The sequence below is a fragment of the Colwellia sp. MB3u-8 genome (assembly GCF_014076985.1).
Taxonomy (GTDB): domain Bacteria; phylum Pseudomonadota; class Gammaproteobacteria; order Enterobacterales; family Alteromonadaceae; genus Cognaticolwellia.
Genome location: NZ_JACGVA010000063.1, coordinates 52903 through 70536, shown reverse-complemented (window position 1 = coordinate 70536; position 17634 = coordinate 52903). Strand labels below are relative to the sequence as shown.

General features: G+C 40.4%; 14 protein-coding genes. 9 read left to right on the top strand and 5 right to left on the bottom strand.

The window, feature by feature from the left end:
* The first annotated feature begins 135 nt into the window (after window positions 1-135).
* The 8 genes from H4J54_RS09960 (at window position 136) to H4J54_RS09925 (ending at window position 8846) form a co-directional block, all read left to right on the top strand.
* Complete coding sequence (locus H4J54_RS09960) at window positions 136-1092, top strand: MoxR family ATPase (RefSeq protein WP_182190731.1); 957 nt, start codon at window positions 136-138, stop codon at window positions 1090-1092.
* A 15-nt stretch (window positions 1093-1107) separates the two neighbouring features.
* Window positions 1108-2121, top strand: a complete 1014-nt coding sequence (locus H4J54_RS09955; protein ID WP_182190730.1) for a DUF58 domain-containing protein — start codon at window positions 1108-1110, stop codon at window positions 2119-2121.
* Window positions 2109-2699 carry a DUF4381 domain-containing protein gene (locus tag H4J54_RS09950; protein WP_182190729.1) on the top strand — a complete coding sequence of 197 codons (591 nt, stop codon included), beginning with the start codon at window positions 2109-2111 and terminating at the stop codon, window positions 2697-2699. The genes H4J54_RS09955 and H4J54_RS09950 overlap by 13 nt, the downstream gene beginning before the upstream one ends.
* A complete protein-coding gene (locus H4J54_RS09945; protein ID WP_182190728.1) occupies window positions 2696-3715 on the top strand; it encodes a VWA domain-containing protein in 1020 nt (339 codons plus the stop codon). Before H4J54_RS09950 ends, H4J54_RS09945 begins: the two co-directional genes overlap by 4 nt.
* A gap of 1 nt (window position 3716) precedes the next feature.
* On the top strand, window positions 3717-5564 hold the full coding sequence (locus H4J54_RS09940) for a VWA domain-containing protein (protein ID WP_182190727.1): 1848 nt from the start codon (window positions 3717-3719) through the stop codon (window positions 5562-5564).
* Window positions 5558-7240, top strand: a complete 1683-nt coding sequence (locus tag H4J54_RS09935) for a BatD family protein (RefSeq protein WP_310650114.1) — start codon at window positions 5558-5560, stop codon at window positions 7238-7240. Before H4J54_RS09940 ends, H4J54_RS09935 begins: the two co-directional genes overlap by 7 nt.
* A gap of 384 nt (window positions 7241-7624) precedes the next feature.
* Window positions 7625-8140, top strand: a complete 516-nt coding sequence (locus H4J54_RS09930) for a sigma-70 family RNA polymerase sigma factor (RefSeq protein WP_404851897.1) — start codon at window positions 7625-7627, stop codon at window positions 8138-8140.
* Window positions 8133-8846 carry a DUF3379 family protein gene (locus tag H4J54_RS09925; protein ID WP_182190725.1) on the top strand — a complete coding sequence of 238 codons (714 nt, stop codon included), beginning with the start codon at window positions 8133-8135 and terminating at the stop codon, window positions 8844-8846. Before H4J54_RS09930 ends, H4J54_RS09925 begins: the two co-directional genes overlap by 8 nt.
* Window positions 8847-9309: 463 nt before the next feature.
* Here H4J54_RS09925 and putP read toward each other — a convergent pair whose 3' ends face one another.
* Window positions 9310-10797, bottom strand: a complete 1488-nt coding sequence (putP, locus tag H4J54_RS09920) for a sodium/proline symporter PutP (protein WP_182190724.1) — start codon at window positions 10795-10797, stop codon at window positions 9310-9312.
* Window positions 10798-11087: 290 nt separating this feature from the next.
* Here putP and H4J54_RS09915 point away from each other — a divergent pair, with 290 nt between their 5' ends.
* Window positions 11088-12308, top strand: a complete 1221-nt coding sequence (locus tag H4J54_RS09915; RefSeq protein WP_182190723.1) for an EAL and HDOD domain-containing protein — start codon at window positions 11088-11090, stop codon at window positions 12306-12308.
* 235 nt (window positions 12309-12543) lie between these two features.
* Here the strand turns inward: H4J54_RS09915 and galE are convergent, their stop codons facing one another.
* The 4 genes from galE to H4J54_RS09895 all read right to left on the bottom strand — a co-directional run bounded on the left by galE (window position 12544) and on the right by H4J54_RS09895 (window position 17329).
* Window positions 12544-13554, bottom strand: a complete 1011-nt coding sequence (galE, locus tag H4J54_RS09910; RefSeq protein WP_182190722.1) for a UDP-glucose 4-epimerase GalE — start codon at window positions 13552-13554, stop codon at window positions 12544-12546.
* A gap of 53 nt (window positions 13555-13607) precedes the next feature.
* The gene (locus H4J54_RS09905) at window positions 13608-14564 is read right to left on the bottom strand and encodes a DHHA1 domain-containing protein (RefSeq protein ID WP_182190721.1); all 957 of its coding nucleotides are present in this window, start codon (window positions 14562-14564) and stop codon (window positions 13608-13610) included.
* Window positions 14565-14835: 271 nt separating this feature from the next.
* Window positions 14836-15438, bottom strand: coding sequence for an adenylyl-sulfate kinase (gene cysC, locus H4J54_RS09900; RefSeq protein WP_182190720.1), 603 nt, complete (start codon window positions 15436-15438; stop codon window positions 14836-14838).
* 163 nt (window positions 15439-15601) lie between these two features.
* On the bottom strand, window positions 15602-17329 hold the full coding sequence (locus H4J54_RS09895) for an SLC13 family permease (RefSeq protein WP_182190719.1): 1728 nt from the start codon (window positions 17327-17329) through the stop codon (window positions 15602-15604).
* Window positions 17330-17634: the final 305 nt, after the last annotated feature.

Sequence of the window (17634 nt, the reverse complement as noted above, 5' to 3'; positions counted from 1 at the left end):
CAAGTAACTAAAAAGATAAAGAAAAAACCCTACAATTTTGTCCTGATGGTTGTTTTTTTAAAAGCTGAACCTTATATCAACTTATGTGTCAGACCTGCTGACTTAAACTTTTTTAATCAATAAGAACGATAAACTATGGCTATTGAACACTTTTCCTCATTAAAAGAACATTTATCTTCACAAATTATTGGACAGCACGCCCTTGTTGAAAACTTACTGATAGCGCTTTTAGCTGATGGACATCTTATTGTAGAAGGTCCTCCGGGTTTAGCAAAAACTCGTGCAGTTAACGCATTAGCGCAAGGTATCGAAGCAGACTTTCATCGCGTTCAGTTTACCCCTGATTTATTACCAGCAGATTTAACCGGCACAGATATCTATCGCCCTGAAGATGGTACCTTTGTTTTTCAACCCGGACCATTATTTCGTAACCTAGTCTTAGCCGATGAAATAAACCGCGCGCCGGCAAAAGTTCAGTCTGCCTTATTAGAGGCGATGGCGGAAGGCCAAATTACGGTGGGCCGCAATACTTACCCCTTACCTGAATTATTTTTAGTTATGGCAACACAAAACCCGATTGAGCAAGAAGGCACTTATCCGCTGCCTGAAGCGCAACTTGACCGTTTTTTGATGCATGTTGAAATCGATTACCCTGATGCCGCTAGTGAGTTAGAAATTTTAAAACTTAACCGCGGTGAAGCATTAAAAGTAGCAACAAAAACCATTGAAAAAATGACTCAGGCTGATATTTTTGCTGCTCGCAAAGAAACCATGCAAATTCATATGGCGCCAGCGGTGGAAAACTATATCGTTGATTTGATCATGGCAACTCGTCAGCCAGAAAAGTACGACGACAAATTAAAACAATGGCTTGCCTACGGTGCTAGCCCGCGCGCTACTATCGCACTTGACCGCTGTGCACGAGCAAGAGCTTGGCTAAATAACCGAGACTTTGTTAGCCCTGAAGATGTTCAAGCGGTTTTTCACAACGTATTGCGTCACCGGATAATAATGACTTATCAAGCTGAAGCAGAAGGTATCAGTAGTAATCAACTACTTGATCACTTACTCAGCTTAGTGGCGGTTGCCTAAGCGCAAGTTACCTTTATGTGGTTTAATCAAAAAAAATCGACCGAGCAAAACAACCCGCAATTGTTGCTTAATGAACTGGTCAGTAATGGCATCGAATTAACCATTGAAGAGTTAATTCGTTATCAGGCTAAAAGCTCACTGATTAATTTAGCCGCCTCAAAAAGTTTACGTGGCAAAATGTCAGGCAATTATCTCGCCCGCAGCAAAGGTCGAGGCATGGAGTTTGATGAAGTTCGCCATTATCAAAATGGTGACGACATTCGCGCTATTGACTGGCGGGTAACGGCTCGCACAGGAAAAACACACACAAAATTATTTCATGAAGAAGTGGAACGCCCCGTGCTTATTGCCACCGACTTAAGCACCAGCATGCTTTTTGGTAGCCGTTTACTTTTTAAATCAGTGCAAGCAGCACATGTTGCAGCCTTAGTGGCTTGGCATGCCAAGTCACGCGGCGATCGCATTGGCGGTATTGTTTTTAACCAACACAATCACCAAGAATTAAAACCCCGTAGCAGGCAACAAGGTGTGCTGCATTACTTGCATGCGTTAGTCCAGAAACACGCGGATTCTTTAACTATTGCTAGCGACCCCTTAAATCGTGAACAAGCAATATTAGCCTTTGAACAAAACTGTGCTCGCCTACGCCAACTCGCTAAACCCGGTAGCTTAGTTTATCTGATCACCGATGCCTTTAATCTCACGGATGAAGCGGTGCGCCATTTAGCTCATATTACTCGACATTGTGAATTAGTCGTTTGCTTGCTCAGCGATCCACTCGAACAAAAACTACCAGAGAGTAAACATAAAATCAGCGTTGGTATCACTAATGGTGATGATAGTGATGAGCGACAACAATTAATACTCGGTGACCCAGCACTGGCTGAAAAATATCATCAACAGGCCCTGAGTTTAAGTAACACCAAAGAAGAAAAACTAACCAAAGCTGGCGTGCGCTTACTGCACTTTTGTGCCAGTGAAGCACTCGAAACTCAATTACATCGCGGAGTAGCGTCATGGATCCGCTAGCACAATTAAGTGATATTCATCTACCAGCCAATGTGCACGGTTATCTTATCGCACCAGGTTGGTGGCTTTTAGCCGTTATTGTTTTAGCCTTAATCATTTATGGCCTATTAAAACTGCGACAAGCCATGATTAAACGCCAGGCGCAAAAAATGGCACTCAAACAATTATCAACAGCGACTGACATCAGCGCTATGGTAGCCTTATTAAAATGGTCAGCTTTACAATACTTTCCACGACCGCAAGTCGCACACTTAACTGGCGATGCTTTTAAAAGCTTTTTAATCGCCACATTGCCCCCTAAGCATCAGCAAGAATTTACTGAACTTAGCGCCGAACACTTTGTTTCTGTTTACCAAAGTACTGCGGTAAGTACTACAACAAGTACTACAGCAAATATAATATCGGCTGAATTTTCAAATGCAGCGAAATTATGGCTTAGCCATGCTTTACCACCCAAAAAAGAGTTAGCTAGGTTAGCGCCTGCAATAACTAAAAACTCAAACACTGCCTTACATAATAGTCCAGCAGCAAATAAATCAGCTAACCTAGTGCTTGAAAATGACGGAGCAAAGTCATGATCCATTTTGATTTCCTCTGGGCCTTAATCGCCCTACCGCTGCCGTTACTTGTCTATTGGTTACCGGCTAAAAAACAAGTACAAGCCGCGCCACTTAGAATGCCCACCATCATTAAAGGTATTCAGACACCAGAGTTTGCCCCCGAAAAGAAAAAGTCATCAATACTCATACTCAGCCTTACTTGGCTGTTACTGGTACTAGCGAGCACTCAACCACAATGGCTGGGTGAATCTGTCAATGTGCCCACTGAAGGGCGCGAGATGATGATCGCGGTTGATTTATCCGGCAGTATGCAAGTAGAAGACATGAGCCTTAATGGCCGCAGCGTTAATCGTCTTGATATGTTAAAGCGATTACTAGGTGAATTTATCGCACGACGCAGTGGTGACAGGTTAGGTTTGATCTTATTCGCTGACGATGCTTATATGCAAACGCCGATGACCTTTGATCGTAAAACCGTGCAACAAATGCTTGATGAAACAGTGTTGGGCTTAGTCGGCAAAAAAACTGCGATTGGTGACGCTATCGCACTTGCGGTTAAACGCTTTGATGAAAAGAAAGAATCAAATAGGGTTTTATTGTTACTCACCGATGGTCAAAATACCGCGGGTAAAATTACCCCTGACCAAGCGCTTGAATTAGCCGTGGCAAAAAACATCACCATATACTCTATTGGTATTGGCGCTGATGTTATGGTGCAAAACTCATTATTTGGCGCTCGTCGCGTCAACCCTTCAAGTGACCTTGATGAAGAGTCTTTACAACGCCTGGCGGATGAAACCGGTGGTTATTATTTTCGCGCTCGCGCCAGTGAAGACATGAGTGAAATTTATCAACTATTGGACGCTCTTGAACCCGTAGAACAAGAACAACAACAAATGCGGCCTTTAACCGCTTTGTTCCACTGGCCTTTAGGCTTAGCCTTGCTGATAAGCCTACTCACGCTGTTAACTAAGAGCATCTCCAATGGTCAATTTTTCCTCAACAAAAAAGCAGCAACCGGAGTGACGGATTAATATGGCTGACTTTCATTTTATTCGCCCGCTCTGGCTTTTAAGCATTATTGGCTTATTTTTAATGCTGTTTATGTTAAAAAAACTGCGTGTTAAGCAGTCAGGCTGGCAGCAACTGTTACCGGCACATTTAGCAAAAGTATTAGTGCAAGGTAACACTAAAGCAAAATCTAACTCATTGCTGTTACCGTTTTTAATCGGCTTACTGTCAATTTTAGCCATGGCAGGACCGAGTTGGCAAAAACTACCACAGCCGGTTTATCAAGTAGCACAAGGCTCAGTGCTGATCATGGACATGTCGTATTCTATGTATGCCACCGACGTTGCTCCTAATCGCCTGACACGAGCACGTTATAAAGCCATAGATTTACTCGATAGTATTAAAGATGGTGAAATCGGTCTGATTGCCTATGCTGGCGATGCTTTTAACATTAGTCCGTTAACCGATGACAGCAATAATATAAAATTACTTTTACCCTCATTAAGCCCCGAACTTATGCCGGTGCTGGGTAGCAACCCATTTGCCGCATTGGCACTGGCCAATGAAATGTTAATCAATGCCGGTCATAAAGACGGCGATATTTATTGGTTCACTGACGGTATCGATAATATTGATATTCAAGATATAACCCAATGGTCACGCGATCATCCTTATCGGCTTAATATCCTTGGCATTGGTACAAAAACGGGCGCGCCCATTAAACTCAGTAATGGCGAACTGATGAAAGATGACAATGGTGCGATTATTGTGCCTAAGTTAACAGCCCAAGCATTACAGGGCCTAGCTCAACGCGGTAGAGGCAACTACGCCACCTTGACCCAGAACAACAAGGATATTGAACGACTGACCTTCAAACCGCTCAGCACTGACATAGACAAAGAAAACACCAAAGCCAGTGAAAATACTGGTGATCAATGGCAAGAGTTTGGCCCCTACCTGCTGTTATTAATTTTGCCTATGGTGTTAAGTTATTTTAGACGTGGCGCACTACTAGCAACGCTGCCGTTTGCTTTAATGTTAATACCCAATAACCAAGCTCAGGCTGATATTTGGCAAGATCTTTGGAAAACTAAAGATCAACAAGGTCAAGCGCACTTTAACAGTGAGCAATATCAGCAAGCAGCAGAACAATTTAAAAACCCACTATGGCAAGGTAGTGCCCACTACAAAGCCGGTGATTACCAACAAGCCTTAGCCGCATTTAAACAAGAAAACACCGCAGAGGCGCTATTTAATCAAGGTAATGCTTTAGCTAAATTAGAAAAATTTGACGATGCAATAGCGGCCTATGAACAAGCCTTACAGCGCGATCCAAACTTAGCCGATGCAAAAGCTAATAAAGCCTTGCTTGAAAAGTTAAAGCAACAACAAGAACAGCAAGAGCAAGAATCTGGTGACGAAGAACAGAAAAATGATCAACAAAACAATGACCAGCAAGACGGTGATCAACCAGGTGAAAACCAAGACGGTGACAGTCAAGACAGCGAACAGCAGCAGCAAAATCAACAGAACTCAGGTAAACAAGAGCCAGGCGAACAAGATGAATCTTCTGCGCAAAAAGATGCTGAAGAAGGCCAAGAGCAAAAAAATCAGCAAGAAACTGACCGCGATAAACAACAGCAAGCTAAAAATGCACAAGAAGCGGAAGCCCCTGAAGATTCAAGCGATGCACAAAGCCTAGCAGCCAAAGAGTTAGCCGAACAATTGGCCAAAGAAACCGAACAAAAACATCAACAATTACTCAACAAAGTCACTGATGACCCCTATATGTTACTGAGAAATAAAATGCAGTTAGAGTATCAAAAACGTAGTCAAGATCGTCGAAATGTAGGAGTTAAGAAAAAGTGGTAAAAGTTATAATTTCTTTGTTGGCTATTTTATTATCATGTCATAGCTACGCATTAACAAAAGTCAGCGCATCGGTTGATAAAAACCTGACCATGGCTAATGAATCAATAATATTAACCATTACCGCCGATGATGATGTTAACGCAAACGCCTTAGATACATCAGCACTATTAACTGACTTTATTGTCGGTAGAACATCGGTTAGCTCACAAACTAGCATGATCAATTTTGACACCACACGCACCACCACATGGAATACGGTGTTAATACCTCGAAGTTCAGGTGAGCTAGTGATACCCGCGTTTGACATTAATGGTTTCAAAACCCAAGTCATCACCATTAATTCACTAGCGGCAAACGAATCAGCCACTGCAAACCAGCAAGACCTGTTTATCACCACACAAGCCTCTGCCACCGACTTATACGTTCAGCAGCAAATCACGTTAACCGTAAAACTACACTTCGCTGCAGAATTAAAGCGTGGCAGTTTGAGCGAGCCCAGCCTAGTCAGCGCGAATATTTTACAAATCGGCAAAGACAAAGAATCAGAAAGTATTATCAAAGGTAAACGTTATCGCGTTATTGAACGCGTGTACGCCATTAGCCCACAAAAAAGCGGTGATATGATATTAAAAGCACCGGTTTTTTCTGGCGAGATCATCATAGCCTCGGCAAGGCGATCTAACTTTTTAAGTTTTGCCGATACTAAACCGGTTAGTGTGGTAGGTGACGATATAGCGTTAACGGTTAAAGCTATTCCAGCGCAAGTTAGCGGGTTATGGTTGCCCAGCGAATTATTCGCTTTGCAGCAAGAGTTTCAACCCGCGCCAAGAAAATTTAAAGTGGGCGAACCGATCACTCGCACCATTACACTTACCGCAGTAGGGCTTTCAGAGGAGCAACTACCTGAAATTACCATGCAAGTTCCGCAAGGACTTAAAGTGTACCCAGATCAAGCTAAACTACATACTGGCCTAAACAATGAACGTTTAGTCAGCCAAAAAGTGGTTAACTTTGCTATTGTTGCCAGTAAAGCCGGTGAATATCAGTTACCCGAAATTAGTATTCCTTGGTGGAATACCGTCACTAATAAAGCAGAAATAGCCACAATAGCAGGGCAAAAAATCATCGTATTACCCAACGCTGATATAGCACCAAGTACCATGCAGCAGCAACCACCGCGCATGAATCTTGAAAACCCAACAACACCTAGGGTTGTAGAAAGCGTAATCATTCAGCAAAACACCTTCTTGCAATGGCTATTTCTAGCCTTATGGCTACTCACCTTGTTAGCTTGGTATATAACAGCAAAGCGCCCTTTTAAGCCTAAGCAAGCCAATAGTGACACTAACACCAAGGTCAGTAATGCTCATCTTGCTATTTTAGCTGCCTGTAAGAAGAATAATGGCGAATTAGCCTTAGCATGTTTGCTGCCATGGGCACGCTCTCAATCACAATCATTAGGCGATAATCAAAGCCAAGTACTAACAACACTTGACTCATTGCACGATTATTTTAACGACCCCGCACTGTCTAACGCTATTATTGAGTTGCAACAAAGCTATTATGGAAAAAATCCAAGTGCTTGGTCAGGCAACAAACTGATCCTTGCTATTCAAGCACTGAATAAAAGCAAAATCAGCAAATCATCCGTGGTTGATATCAGCATTAACCCTTAGCAGCGTCTAGCAATCAAGCTGCTCTAAATAAAATTTATTGAAATCAACTTTTCAACATAAATAAAGCCGAGCTATTAAAGCTCGGCTTTTTTATCAAAGATAGTAGCGGTAGCTTAGGCCTATTTTTTTGTAGGTCAGACTTTAGTCCGTCAACCGTTAAGCAAACAATTAACCTCAGAGCCAAAAAACCTACCGCTACTAACTTAACACTAAAAACCTACCACTAAAAAATATCACTTTTGACTTAAAAGTTTTTTAACAACAGCTACATTTAGTAAAGGTTAATTCACTTAACTTTCAAATAGTTATTTGAGCTATAGTGGGGCTACGTAAATAAATGCATTTGTGTGAAATAAAATGACAAAGCCTCAGGTCTTTTACAACATGGCGACAAAACAAGTTAGATACGAAGCACTCGTTAAAGCATTACATGCAGATTTATATCGATATGGCTACTGGTTATGCCACGATAAGCATATTGCCGAAGATTTAGTGCAAGAAACATTTTTACGTGCATGGCGTGCGCTTGACTCGTTGAAAGACGAAAAGGCGGCAAAGTCATGGTTAATCACTATTCTGCGCAGAGAAAACGCTCGTCGTTTTGAGCGTAAGCGTTTTGACATGAGCGAATATGAAGAAGCTACTATTGCCGATGTCAAAGCCACCAGTAGCGAACAGGAAATTGAACACTATTGGTTACGGGAAAAAATAGCACAAATGCCTGAAGAGTATCGTGAACCCTTAGTTTTACAGGTGATTGGTGGTTTCAGTGGTGAAGAAATTGCCGGCATCTTGTCACTCAATAAAAATACCGTGATGACACGATTATTTCGTGCACGCAATCAATTGAAAGAGGCCGTAGACGACGAGCCAAAATTAAGAGGTCTACACAATGGATGACTTAAAATTTAGACGCAGTTTGCTAGCAGAGCCAAATAACCGTGATGATGCTATTAATGCCGCGATTAAAAGTGATTCGGCAAAACAAAAATTTTCGCAAGAACTTGACACATTAGAAAATAAAATCGCACAAGCCATGCATATTCCCGTGCCTGAAGATTTAGCTCATAAGTTAATTTTACGACAAACTTTTGCTAGCCATCAGCAACAAAAACGTAAAACACGTATTCGTTTGTCGATGGCAGCATCTGTTGCACTAGTGATGGGCTTAACCCTTAACTTTATGATGTTTTCTAGCACCTATAAAAACCTGGGTGACTATGCTATTGCGCATGTTAATTATGAGGCATCACACTTCTCTAATAATGATCAGCCAAAGGTAACACTGGCCTCATTAAATGAGAAAATGGCGACATTTAAGGGCAGTTTTGATAGTACCTTTGGTCGCTTAATCTTCGCTGATTATTGTCGATTTGATGGCACTAACAGCCTGCATTTAGTGTTTCAAGGTCAATCAAGTCCGGTCAATATTTTTATTTTACCCGATGACGAAGACATTAAGTTTATTGCTAATTTTGCTAATGATAAGTTACAAGGTCGGTCATTAAACTTTAATCATTCAAATATCATTGTAGTAGGAGATAAAAAAGAGCCTATAAAGCAATGGCAAGAACGAGTCAGTGATCATATTACTTGGTCAATTTAGTCGTCAAACTTATACTCATGCCAATAAACCCCTTATCACTTAGCAAACTTAAAAAAGCTTAGATTACAGGTTCATCGTTTCAGACTGAACCTGAATACCTACAGCCATGTGTTGATTACAGTAGACATTGATAACCACTCATAGTTTTCTTACATAGGTAGTCACTATACAAAGTGCTATTTATTCTCAAAGCTCTGGCAAACCCAAGCCATTAAGTAAGAACTAACTTAATGGCTTGGGTTTAAATTCTAGGGTTTAACAATAGACAGATATTAAAACCGTCAGCTTAAAAAACTATTGCTCAGAAAGAAAAAATCACAAAAAAAAGCCGTTAATATCGATTAACGGCTTCTATAACTTACTTAAAACTACTTAAGAATTTAAAGTTTTGACTGACAGCTGACAGCTAATAACTTAAAGCTAAAAGCTATCTCTATTAGCTTATTTTAGTGTTTAACTATGTTTAGCTATGCTTAGCAACAACCTCATCAAATAATTTTTCGATTTCTGGTTGCTCTTTGGTTGTTAAGCGACTAACCAATACAATAGCGATACTTGCCATAATAAAGCCAGGTACAATTTCATACATCACGTCACTAAGGTGCTGACCATTTAGCGTTATAGGCGCATATATCCACACTAAAACGGTAATAGCTCCAGTTAACATACCTGCTAATGCACCATGACGATTCATTTTCTTCCAATACAGACTCATAATAACCAAGGGTCCAAATGCAGCACCGAAACCGGCCCAGGCATTACTGACCAAAGTTAATATTGAGCTTTCTCTATCGTAAGCAAGAAAAATAGCGACAATGGCTACCAAGGCGACTGAGATTCGGCCAACCAAGACTAATTGCTTTTCACTAGCGTTCTTATTCAAAAAGGCTTGATAAATATCGCCCGTTAATGAACTTGATGTCACCAATAATTGCGAAGAAATAGTGCTCATAATCGCCGCTAGAATCGCCGCAAGTATAAAGCCAGCGATAAGAGGGTGAAACAGTACCTGACCTAATAAAATAAATATTGTTTCGGCATCATCAACTACCAAGCCTACTTTAGCCGCGTAAGCGACACCAGCAAGACCCGTCGCCATAGCACCAAACAATGAAACGATCATCCAACTCATACCTATTCTTCTTGCTGCAGGTACATCTTCTACCGAACGAATAGCCATAAAACGTACAATAATATGAGGCTGACCAAAATAACCTAATCCCCAAGCCATGGCAGAAATTATGGTGATAATAGTGACACCACTAAATAAGTCTATAAATGTGGGGTCGACCTTTTCAATCGCTTGCATCATAGCGTCAGTGCCTCCAACATCTGAGATCGCGACAATGGGCACAAGCACCAAGGCAATAAACATAATACAGCCTTGTACAAAATCAGTCAGACTCACGGCTAGAAAACCACCAAAAAGTGTATAAAGCACAACAACACCAGCGGTAATATATAAACCTACTTCATAGGTTAGGCCAAACGAACTTTCAAATAATTTACCACCGGCAACAATGCCTGAAGAGGTATATAAGGTAAAAAATAAAATAATAACAATAGAAGAAGTGATGCGAAGTGCATGTGAGCTATCGGCAAAGCGATTTTCGAAAAAATCGGGCAAAGTAATCGAATCATTTGCCATCTCGGTATAAGTTCTTAATCTTGGTGCTACGATAAGATAATTTAAATAAGCACCTAGGACTAAGCCAAAAGAAATCCAAGCACTGCTCAATCCTACTGTGAACATTAGTCCGGGTACACCCATTAACATCCAACCGCTCATGTCAGAGGCCCCGGCAGAAAGCGCTGTTACCCCAGGTCCTAAACTACGTCCCCCGAGCATAAAACCAGATACATCGCTAGTTGATTTTCTATAGGCATAAATACCTATCCCCAACATAACAACAAAGTATAGTGCCAATGAAATCATCGTTCCTACAGCCATTTAACCTCCGAAAAACATTATACCAATCGAACCAATTTATTTTATTACTTATCGGTCATTAATTCGTTTGGCATTAAAACTGTTCAAATGAGTAGCAAATTGCTACTCATTTGAACGTGAGCAACAATAATAGGCTTAGTTAATCCTTGATTCCATGTTTTTCGTAAGTATTAATAATTATTTGTGTTATAAATGAATCAGCCAATGTGAAAATTAAGTGAACTAAACAATAATACTAAATAAAAATACTAAAATTATTTTTTATAACATAGCATTAATTAGGAATTTGAATGTACTTTTACGCAGCTAGGCAGCCCATATTAGGTATAGATAAAGATCTATTTGCCTACGAACTGTTATTTCGCGATAGCATCATCAATGTTTTTCCCGATATTGATGGTGACGAAGCGACAACAAAAATTATTGAAGCCAGTAACTTTAATCTTGGTATTAGTGAATTTACTGGCAATAAACCTGCCTTTATTAATTTTACTTTAGAAACCCTCATTAAAGGTTATCCAGAAACATTAACACCAGAAGAAGTGGTTGTTGAAATTTTAGAAACCGTAAAGCCAGGTAAAAAGTTATTATCGATATGTAAAGATTTACATGAAAAAGGCTATACCATAGCGTTAGATGATTATATTCATCAAGCTGTATGGCAGCATTTTTATCCTTTTATACATATCATTAAAATTGACTGGCAAGACACGACATTAGACACCATAAAACTTGTAAAAACTGCCATTAAAGATTTTCCTCATATAAGATTGCTCGCAGAAAAAGTTGAAACCTATGAAGAATATAACCAAGCATTAGCGCTAGGATTTGTATTATTTCAAGGCTTCTTTTTCGCCAAACCAGAAATGGTAAAAACCAAAAGTCTATCGCCATCACAAATAGCGATGGCAGAACTCCTGTATGAAACCTCAAAAAAAGAGTTAGACCTTGCCAGTATTACATCAGTTTTTGAACGTGATGTTACTTTATCCTACAAACTACTGCGTTATACTAACTCAGCAATTTTTAAACGCTGCACTGATATTTCTACTATTAAACAAGCACTTGTTATATTAGGCTCTGCTGAATTAATACGTTTTCTTGGTTTAATGTTTGCAGCAAATATTAATCCCGACAAGCCATCTGAGCTTATTAACGCGGCGATGACTCGAGCAAAATTTTGTGATTTAATGGCCAGTGAAATTAAATCACCACTAGATAACTCAATAGCCTTTTTAACCGGTTTATTGTCGTTAATTGATGCCATTGTTGACGAAGACTTAGCAAATATTCTCAACAAGCTGCCATTAGCTCAACAAATCAAAGACACGTTATTAACCCGTAAAGGTGATATGGCTGCCTTAATTATACTGTTAGAGTTTATTGAACGAGCAGAGTGGTCAAAAACCAACGTAGTTATGGTCAAGCTTGGCTTAAATAAAGCCAATGTCCTTAAAAGCTATAATCAAGCAATTACTTGGGCTGACGAACAAACACTTGCCAATTATTAGTCATCACTTAACAAAACTTTAAAGGCATGGCATAACTAGCTGTCAGTAAAATAGCGATCAGCTTTCAGTTAATTTTATGGGCTTAAAAACAGCTGTCAGTAAAATAGCCATTAGCTCTGTCAATTATTCATCTGCCAAGCCTGCTAATATCTGCTTGGTTTTACTGAAAGCTGATAACTGATAGCTAACAGCTTCACTTCTCACTTAACTCAGTAGCTTAGCTATTCAAAATTAGCTATTCAAAACCATTGGGGTTTTTAGACTGCCAACGCCAAGTATCTGTAATCATAGTGGCTAAATCAAGTTTTGCATGCCAGCCGAGTAAGGTATTCGCGACACTTGCATTGGCGTAAACGGTGCCAATATCACCGGCTCGACGTGGCGCAATGTTATACGGGATATCTTGTCCTGAAATCTCTTGAAAGGTGTTAACTATCTCTAACACCGAGGTACCATTACCTGTGCCTAAATTAATCGGCACACAGCCTTTAATATCACTTAATGCCTCTAACGCTTTAACATGCCCTTGGGCCAAGTCTACTACATGAATATAATCTCTAACGCCTGTGCCATCGGGGGTCTGATAATCGTCACCAAACACTTGTAATTGCGCTAATCGGCCAACAGCCACTTGTGACACGTAAGGCAATAAATTGTTCGGAATACCATTAGGGTTTTCACCAATAAGGCCAGATTCATGTGCGCCAATCGGGTTAAAATAACGTAAGCAGGCGATTGACCATTGCTCATCACTGCGTGCTAGATCAAAGAGAATATTTTCGATCATCAGTTTGGTTTGACCATAAGGATTGGTCGCAGACGTTGGCATAGTTTCATCAAGTGGCGAGGGATTATTTTCACCATACACAGTTGCTGATGAACTAAACACTAAGTTTTTAACGTTATGCTCTGCCATAACTTGCAACAGCGTTACCGAACCAGAGACATTATTATGATAATAACTTAATGGCATCACACTCGACTCACCCACAGCTTTTAAACCGGCAAAGTGCACTACAGCTTCAATGTCATGTTGCTCAAATACTTGCTTTAGTGCTTGGCGATCACAAATATCAGCTTGAATAAAAGTTACCGACTTGTCTGTTATTTGTTTAATACGGTCAAGCACTAATGTTGAAGAGTTTGATAAATTATCAACAATAACAATGTCTTTATCTAGCGCCAGCAATTCAATAACGGTATGGCTACCAATAAAGCCCGTTCCGCCTGTGATCAACAAACTCATCTTTAAATCCTTATAAGGTTAATGCTATTTATTTTTGAATAGCTGAAAGTAAACTATTGATAATATTTTGACACTAACGCAATGAATTTACCAAGTTTTTCTTTCGGCAGTTGATTGATGCCCGCCGCGGCAGCTCGACCACCGCCGGTGTCAAATTGCGCACAAAGTTCACCAGCGCCCACTTTATTATTAATAGGGGCACGCAGGCTTACCGTGTAACTCGCATCAACATTTAAGGTGATCACCGCATGCGCTTTATCAGGCTTCTGATTGGCTAATGCATTACCGTAAACCCCACTGACTCTGCGCGACCACGCAGCATCTTCAAGCTCAATGAGCTGCAAAGCCGCATCATCATGCAATACGCTCGCCTGTTTAGCTTGTGCCATATCACTTAAATAGGCTTGCTCAAGAATGGCAAAAATAGAGTTGGCTTCGTTAATCAAGGTAAAGGGGTCTGGATAGCCCAATAAAGTGGTAAATAAAACATCAGGCGCAATATGTAAATCATCAACCGTGCGACCGTAGCCGTTATAGTTAATATAGATCCCTAAATTTTTCAGCTGTGCTTGTTCGCTATCTGACAAGCCAGCTTGCTGCGCTAACTGCTCGGCAGCTCGTAACATATTATCGCCAAAAGCCCCAACAATAGCCCATAAAGCATATTGGCCAGTTAAATATTGATTGACCAATAAACTGGTGCAAGTATTGGCGTCAATATCTATAATTTTATCTAAATGCACAGAGGTCGGTATTTCACCCGTGCGATGATGATCAACATAAAAAACCTCAACATTATTGGCCAGCAAGGCCGCTAAAGCGACAATGTTTTTTTCCATAGAAATATCAAGCACGGTAACAGAAGTTGCCTGTTCGACAGGTACTTGCTGTAATAATTGAATGTCGCGTTTAACGCCAGTGATCAGTGTTGTGGCTTTCGGTTGAGCCAAGCGCAGTTGTAACAGGGCAATAATGCCGTCAGCATCGCCATTAAAAACATCATAATGCATGCAAAAATCTCCTCTATAAATTGTTTTCCGATAAAATTAGCGTAAGTTACGGGTAAGTTTACTCTAGCTTGGACTTTAATCCATCGGGTTAATCGCCGGCTAAGAGTTGTCGGACTAAAGTCCAACCTAAAAAACAATCGCCCAAGGCTACTTTATCACCCGTAGGTTTTATGTGGGCCTTTGTAGGATGGACTTTAGTCCATCAAGTTAAATGAAATTTAACCGTATTCGCATTAATGCTAGCTAGAAGTATTTTTAGCTAATCGCCAACTCAATCTGTGATCAAGCCTTGTGTGATCAGATAATCAACCACTTGTTGCGCACATTGTTCAATACTTTTATTAGCCGTGTCGATATGAATGCTTGGGTTTTCAGGCGCTTCGTAAGTAGAGTCTATACCGGTAAAGTCTTTAATCTCACCGGCTCGCGCTTTTTTATATAAGCCTTTGGGATCACGTTGTTCGCAAACCGCCATCGGCGTATCGATAAATACTTCAATAAATTCTCCGTGCTCAAGCTTGTTGGCTGCCATGGCACGATCAACGGCAAAAGGAGATATAAATGCGGTTGAGACAATTAAACCCGCATCGACAAACAGTTTGGCCACTTCGCTAATACGGCGAATGTTTTCAACTCTCTCTTCATCACTAAAGCCCAAGTCACCATTTAAGCCATGGCGAACATTGTCACCATCCAGTAAATAACTATGACAATGGCGTTGAAAAAGTAACGCGTCAACCGCATTGGCAATGGTTGATTTACCTGAGCCACTAAGCCCTGTGTACCATAACAAACAAGCTTTTTGCTTTTTACTATCAGCGCGTTGTGTTTTGCTGACTTGTTGAGTGTGCCAAACGGTATTTTCAGTTTTCATATTATTCCACTTAAATTATTTATATAGCTGATAGCTAAAGAAGCTTTAAGCTATCAGTTCAAAGCTGTCAGTAAAAACACAACCAAACGCCCAACTCATCTCTGGTCTTTGTTTTTACTGACAGCTGACCGCTTTAAACTAAACGCTTCTCTTTTATTTTGCTCTAAAACGGAAAAACCACCGGTATCAAGATTAACACCACTACACTATAAGTCAGTGTTATCGGCCAACCAAATTTAATAAAGTCAGTAATTTTATAGTTGCCGGCATTAAACACCATAATATTGGTTTGATAACCATAAGGGCTAATAAAACTGCCACTAGCGCCAAAGGCTACCGCCATCACTAAGGGTAAAGGGCTAACACCTAAGCCAATGGCAATATTATAGGCGACCGGAAACACTAAAGCCGCCGCGGCGCTGTTGGTAATAACTTCGGTCAATATTAAGGTAATGAAAAATATCACCACCATAGCGATTAAGGCACTTTCCCCAGCCAGTAATTGCTCAATTTCATGGGCAAAAATACCTGCGACACCGCTATGTTCAAACGCTTGCGCTAAAGTTAATGCTCCCAGCACAATGAGCCAGATTTCAATCGGGAATCGGCGCTTAATTTCATTCACCGTTAAACAACCAGTTAAAATCAATAACGCTAGATAAAACATCAGGCTCGACAATAAACTTATCGTCGTCACCATGGTCAGCGCAATAGCAATAATAAAGCCAAAAATAGCTAAAGAGTCACGCCAGCCTGACAGCATATCGTCGGGTTTATGACCGGAAAGAATAAAAAAGTTTTTCGTTAAATTAGTGCGCGCGCAAAAATCGGAGCCCACCGCTAAGACTAAAAAGTCACCCGCTTGCACTTTTATATCACCGAGTTTGCCAGACAGCGACGTGCCCTCTCGGCGAATAGCGACAACGGCGGCATCAAATCTTGCTCTAAACCCGGCTGTTTTTAAGGTTTTACCTACAATAGCAGAGTCAGGTTTAATTAATACTTCGGTTAAGTTTTCCCGTAATAATCCGGTTTGCTCAGCAAATAAGGTTAAACCATCAAATTGCTGCAAAACTAAAACTTTGCTGATGTCACCACTGAAAATCAGTCTGTCATTCGGCTCTATGACTTCATCTGGCGTTACTGGGGAAATAAGCCGCCCGTAGCGTACTAACTCGACCAAAAACAAGGTGTCTAAATTTCTTAAACCATTATCTTCAATGCTTTTCCCAATCAGTTTAGAGTTAGGTTTTACTTGTGCTTCAACCAAATATTCCTTATCGCCTAACTGCTCGTTTGGCGTGTCAGCTAATGTATGTTGACGCAATAATATAATCAATAAACAAGTAACCAGTGCAGCACCACCCACGAGCGTAAAGTCAAAAAAACCTAAACTTTGTTGACCTTGTTCTAGCCATAGCGAATTAACAATTAAGTTAGTTGACGTACCAATTAAGGTTAAAGTGCCACCAAGAATAGCGGCGAATGACAAGGGTAATAACAATTTACCCGGATTGACCACAGTATTTTTTTTCACTACCGAAATTAACGTAGCGACCACCGCCGTATTACTGATTAATGCCGAACTCAAAGCGGTAAATACAAGCGTTCTAAAACTTGCCGTAGACGCTTTGCCATTAAGCATTAACGCTGATATGCGTCTTAAAATGCTGGTACGTTCATAAGCAAAAGAACATAACACTAATAATAATAACGTCACTAAACCAGGATTTACCGCATTACTGAGAATATCGTCAGTGCTAACAAATGACGCCGCTAAACACAATAAGGTTGTACTACCAAAAACGCGCTCGGGTTTGTTTGGAAAAAAAACTAGCCCAATCAGCGTTAATGCAAATATTGCGACCAGTAGCCACTGCGTGTACAACATAATGTAAACCTAACCCTGACTACATGAATTTGTGAGCATAAATGCTGATTTACAGATACTGGTCAGCTTAAAACTATTAATAAGAAGTTTTCAGTCAAAGCTTTAAGCTGTCAGTTACAAGCTTTCAGTTAAAGAATAAATACCAACCTACAGTGATCACTATGCCTTAAACTTATTTTTTAACTTATAACTAAATGTTAACTGAAAGCTGTAAGTTGCAAGCTTTCAGTTAAAGAATAAATACCAACCTACAGCGATCACTATGCCTTAAACTTATTTTTTAACTTATAACTAAATGTTAACTG

Bases quoted from the DNA above. Each gene is read 5' to 3' on its own strand.
- H4J54_RS09960 (WP_182190731.1), top strand. From the start codon at position 136: ATGGCTATTGAACACTTTTCCTCATTAAAAGAACATTTATCTTCACAA.
- H4J54_RS09955 (WP_182190730.1), top strand. From the start codon at position 1,108: ATGTGGTTTAATCAAAAAAAATCGACCGAGCAAAACAACCCGCAATTG.
- H4J54_RS09950 (WP_182190729.1), top strand. From the start codon at position 2,109: ATGGATCCGCTAGCACAATTAAGTGATATTCATCTACCAGCCAATGTG.
- H4J54_RS09945 (WP_182190728.1), top strand. From the start codon at position 2,696: ATGATCCATTTTGATTTCCTCTGGGCCTTAATCGCCCTACCGCTGCCG.
- H4J54_RS09940 (WP_182190727.1), top strand. From the start codon at position 3,717: ATGGCTGACTTTCATTTTATTCGCCCGCTCTGGCTTTTAAGCATTATT.
- H4J54_RS09930 (WP_404851897.1), top strand. From the start codon at position 7,625: ATGGCGACAAAACAAGTTAGATACGAAGCACTCGTTAAAGCATTACAT.
- H4J54_RS09925 (WP_182190725.1), top strand. From the start codon at position 8,133: ATGGATGACTTAAAATTTAGACGCAGTTTGCTAGCAGAGCCAAATAAC.
- putP (WP_182190724.1), bottom strand. From the start codon at position 10,797: ATGGCTGTAGGAACGATGATTTCATTGGCACTATACTTTGTTGTTATG.
- H4J54_RS09915 (WP_182190723.1), top strand. From the start codon at position 11,088: ATGTACTTTTACGCAGCTAGGCAGCCCATATTAGGTATAGATAAAGAT.
- galE (WP_182190722.1), bottom strand. From the start codon at position 13,554: ATGAGTTTGTTGATCACAGGCGGAACGGGCTTTATTGGTAGCCATACC.
- H4J54_RS09905 (WP_182190721.1), bottom strand. From the start codon at position 14,564: ATGCATTATGATGTTTTTAATGGCGATGCTGACGGCATTATTGCCCTG.
- cysC (WP_182190720.1), bottom strand. From the start codon at position 15,438: ATGAAAACTGAAAATACCGTTTGGCACACTCAACAAGTCAGCAAAACA.
- H4J54_RS09895 (WP_182190719.1), bottom strand. From the start codon at position 17,329: ATGTTGTACACGCAGTGGCTACTGGTCGCAATATTTGCATTAACGCTG.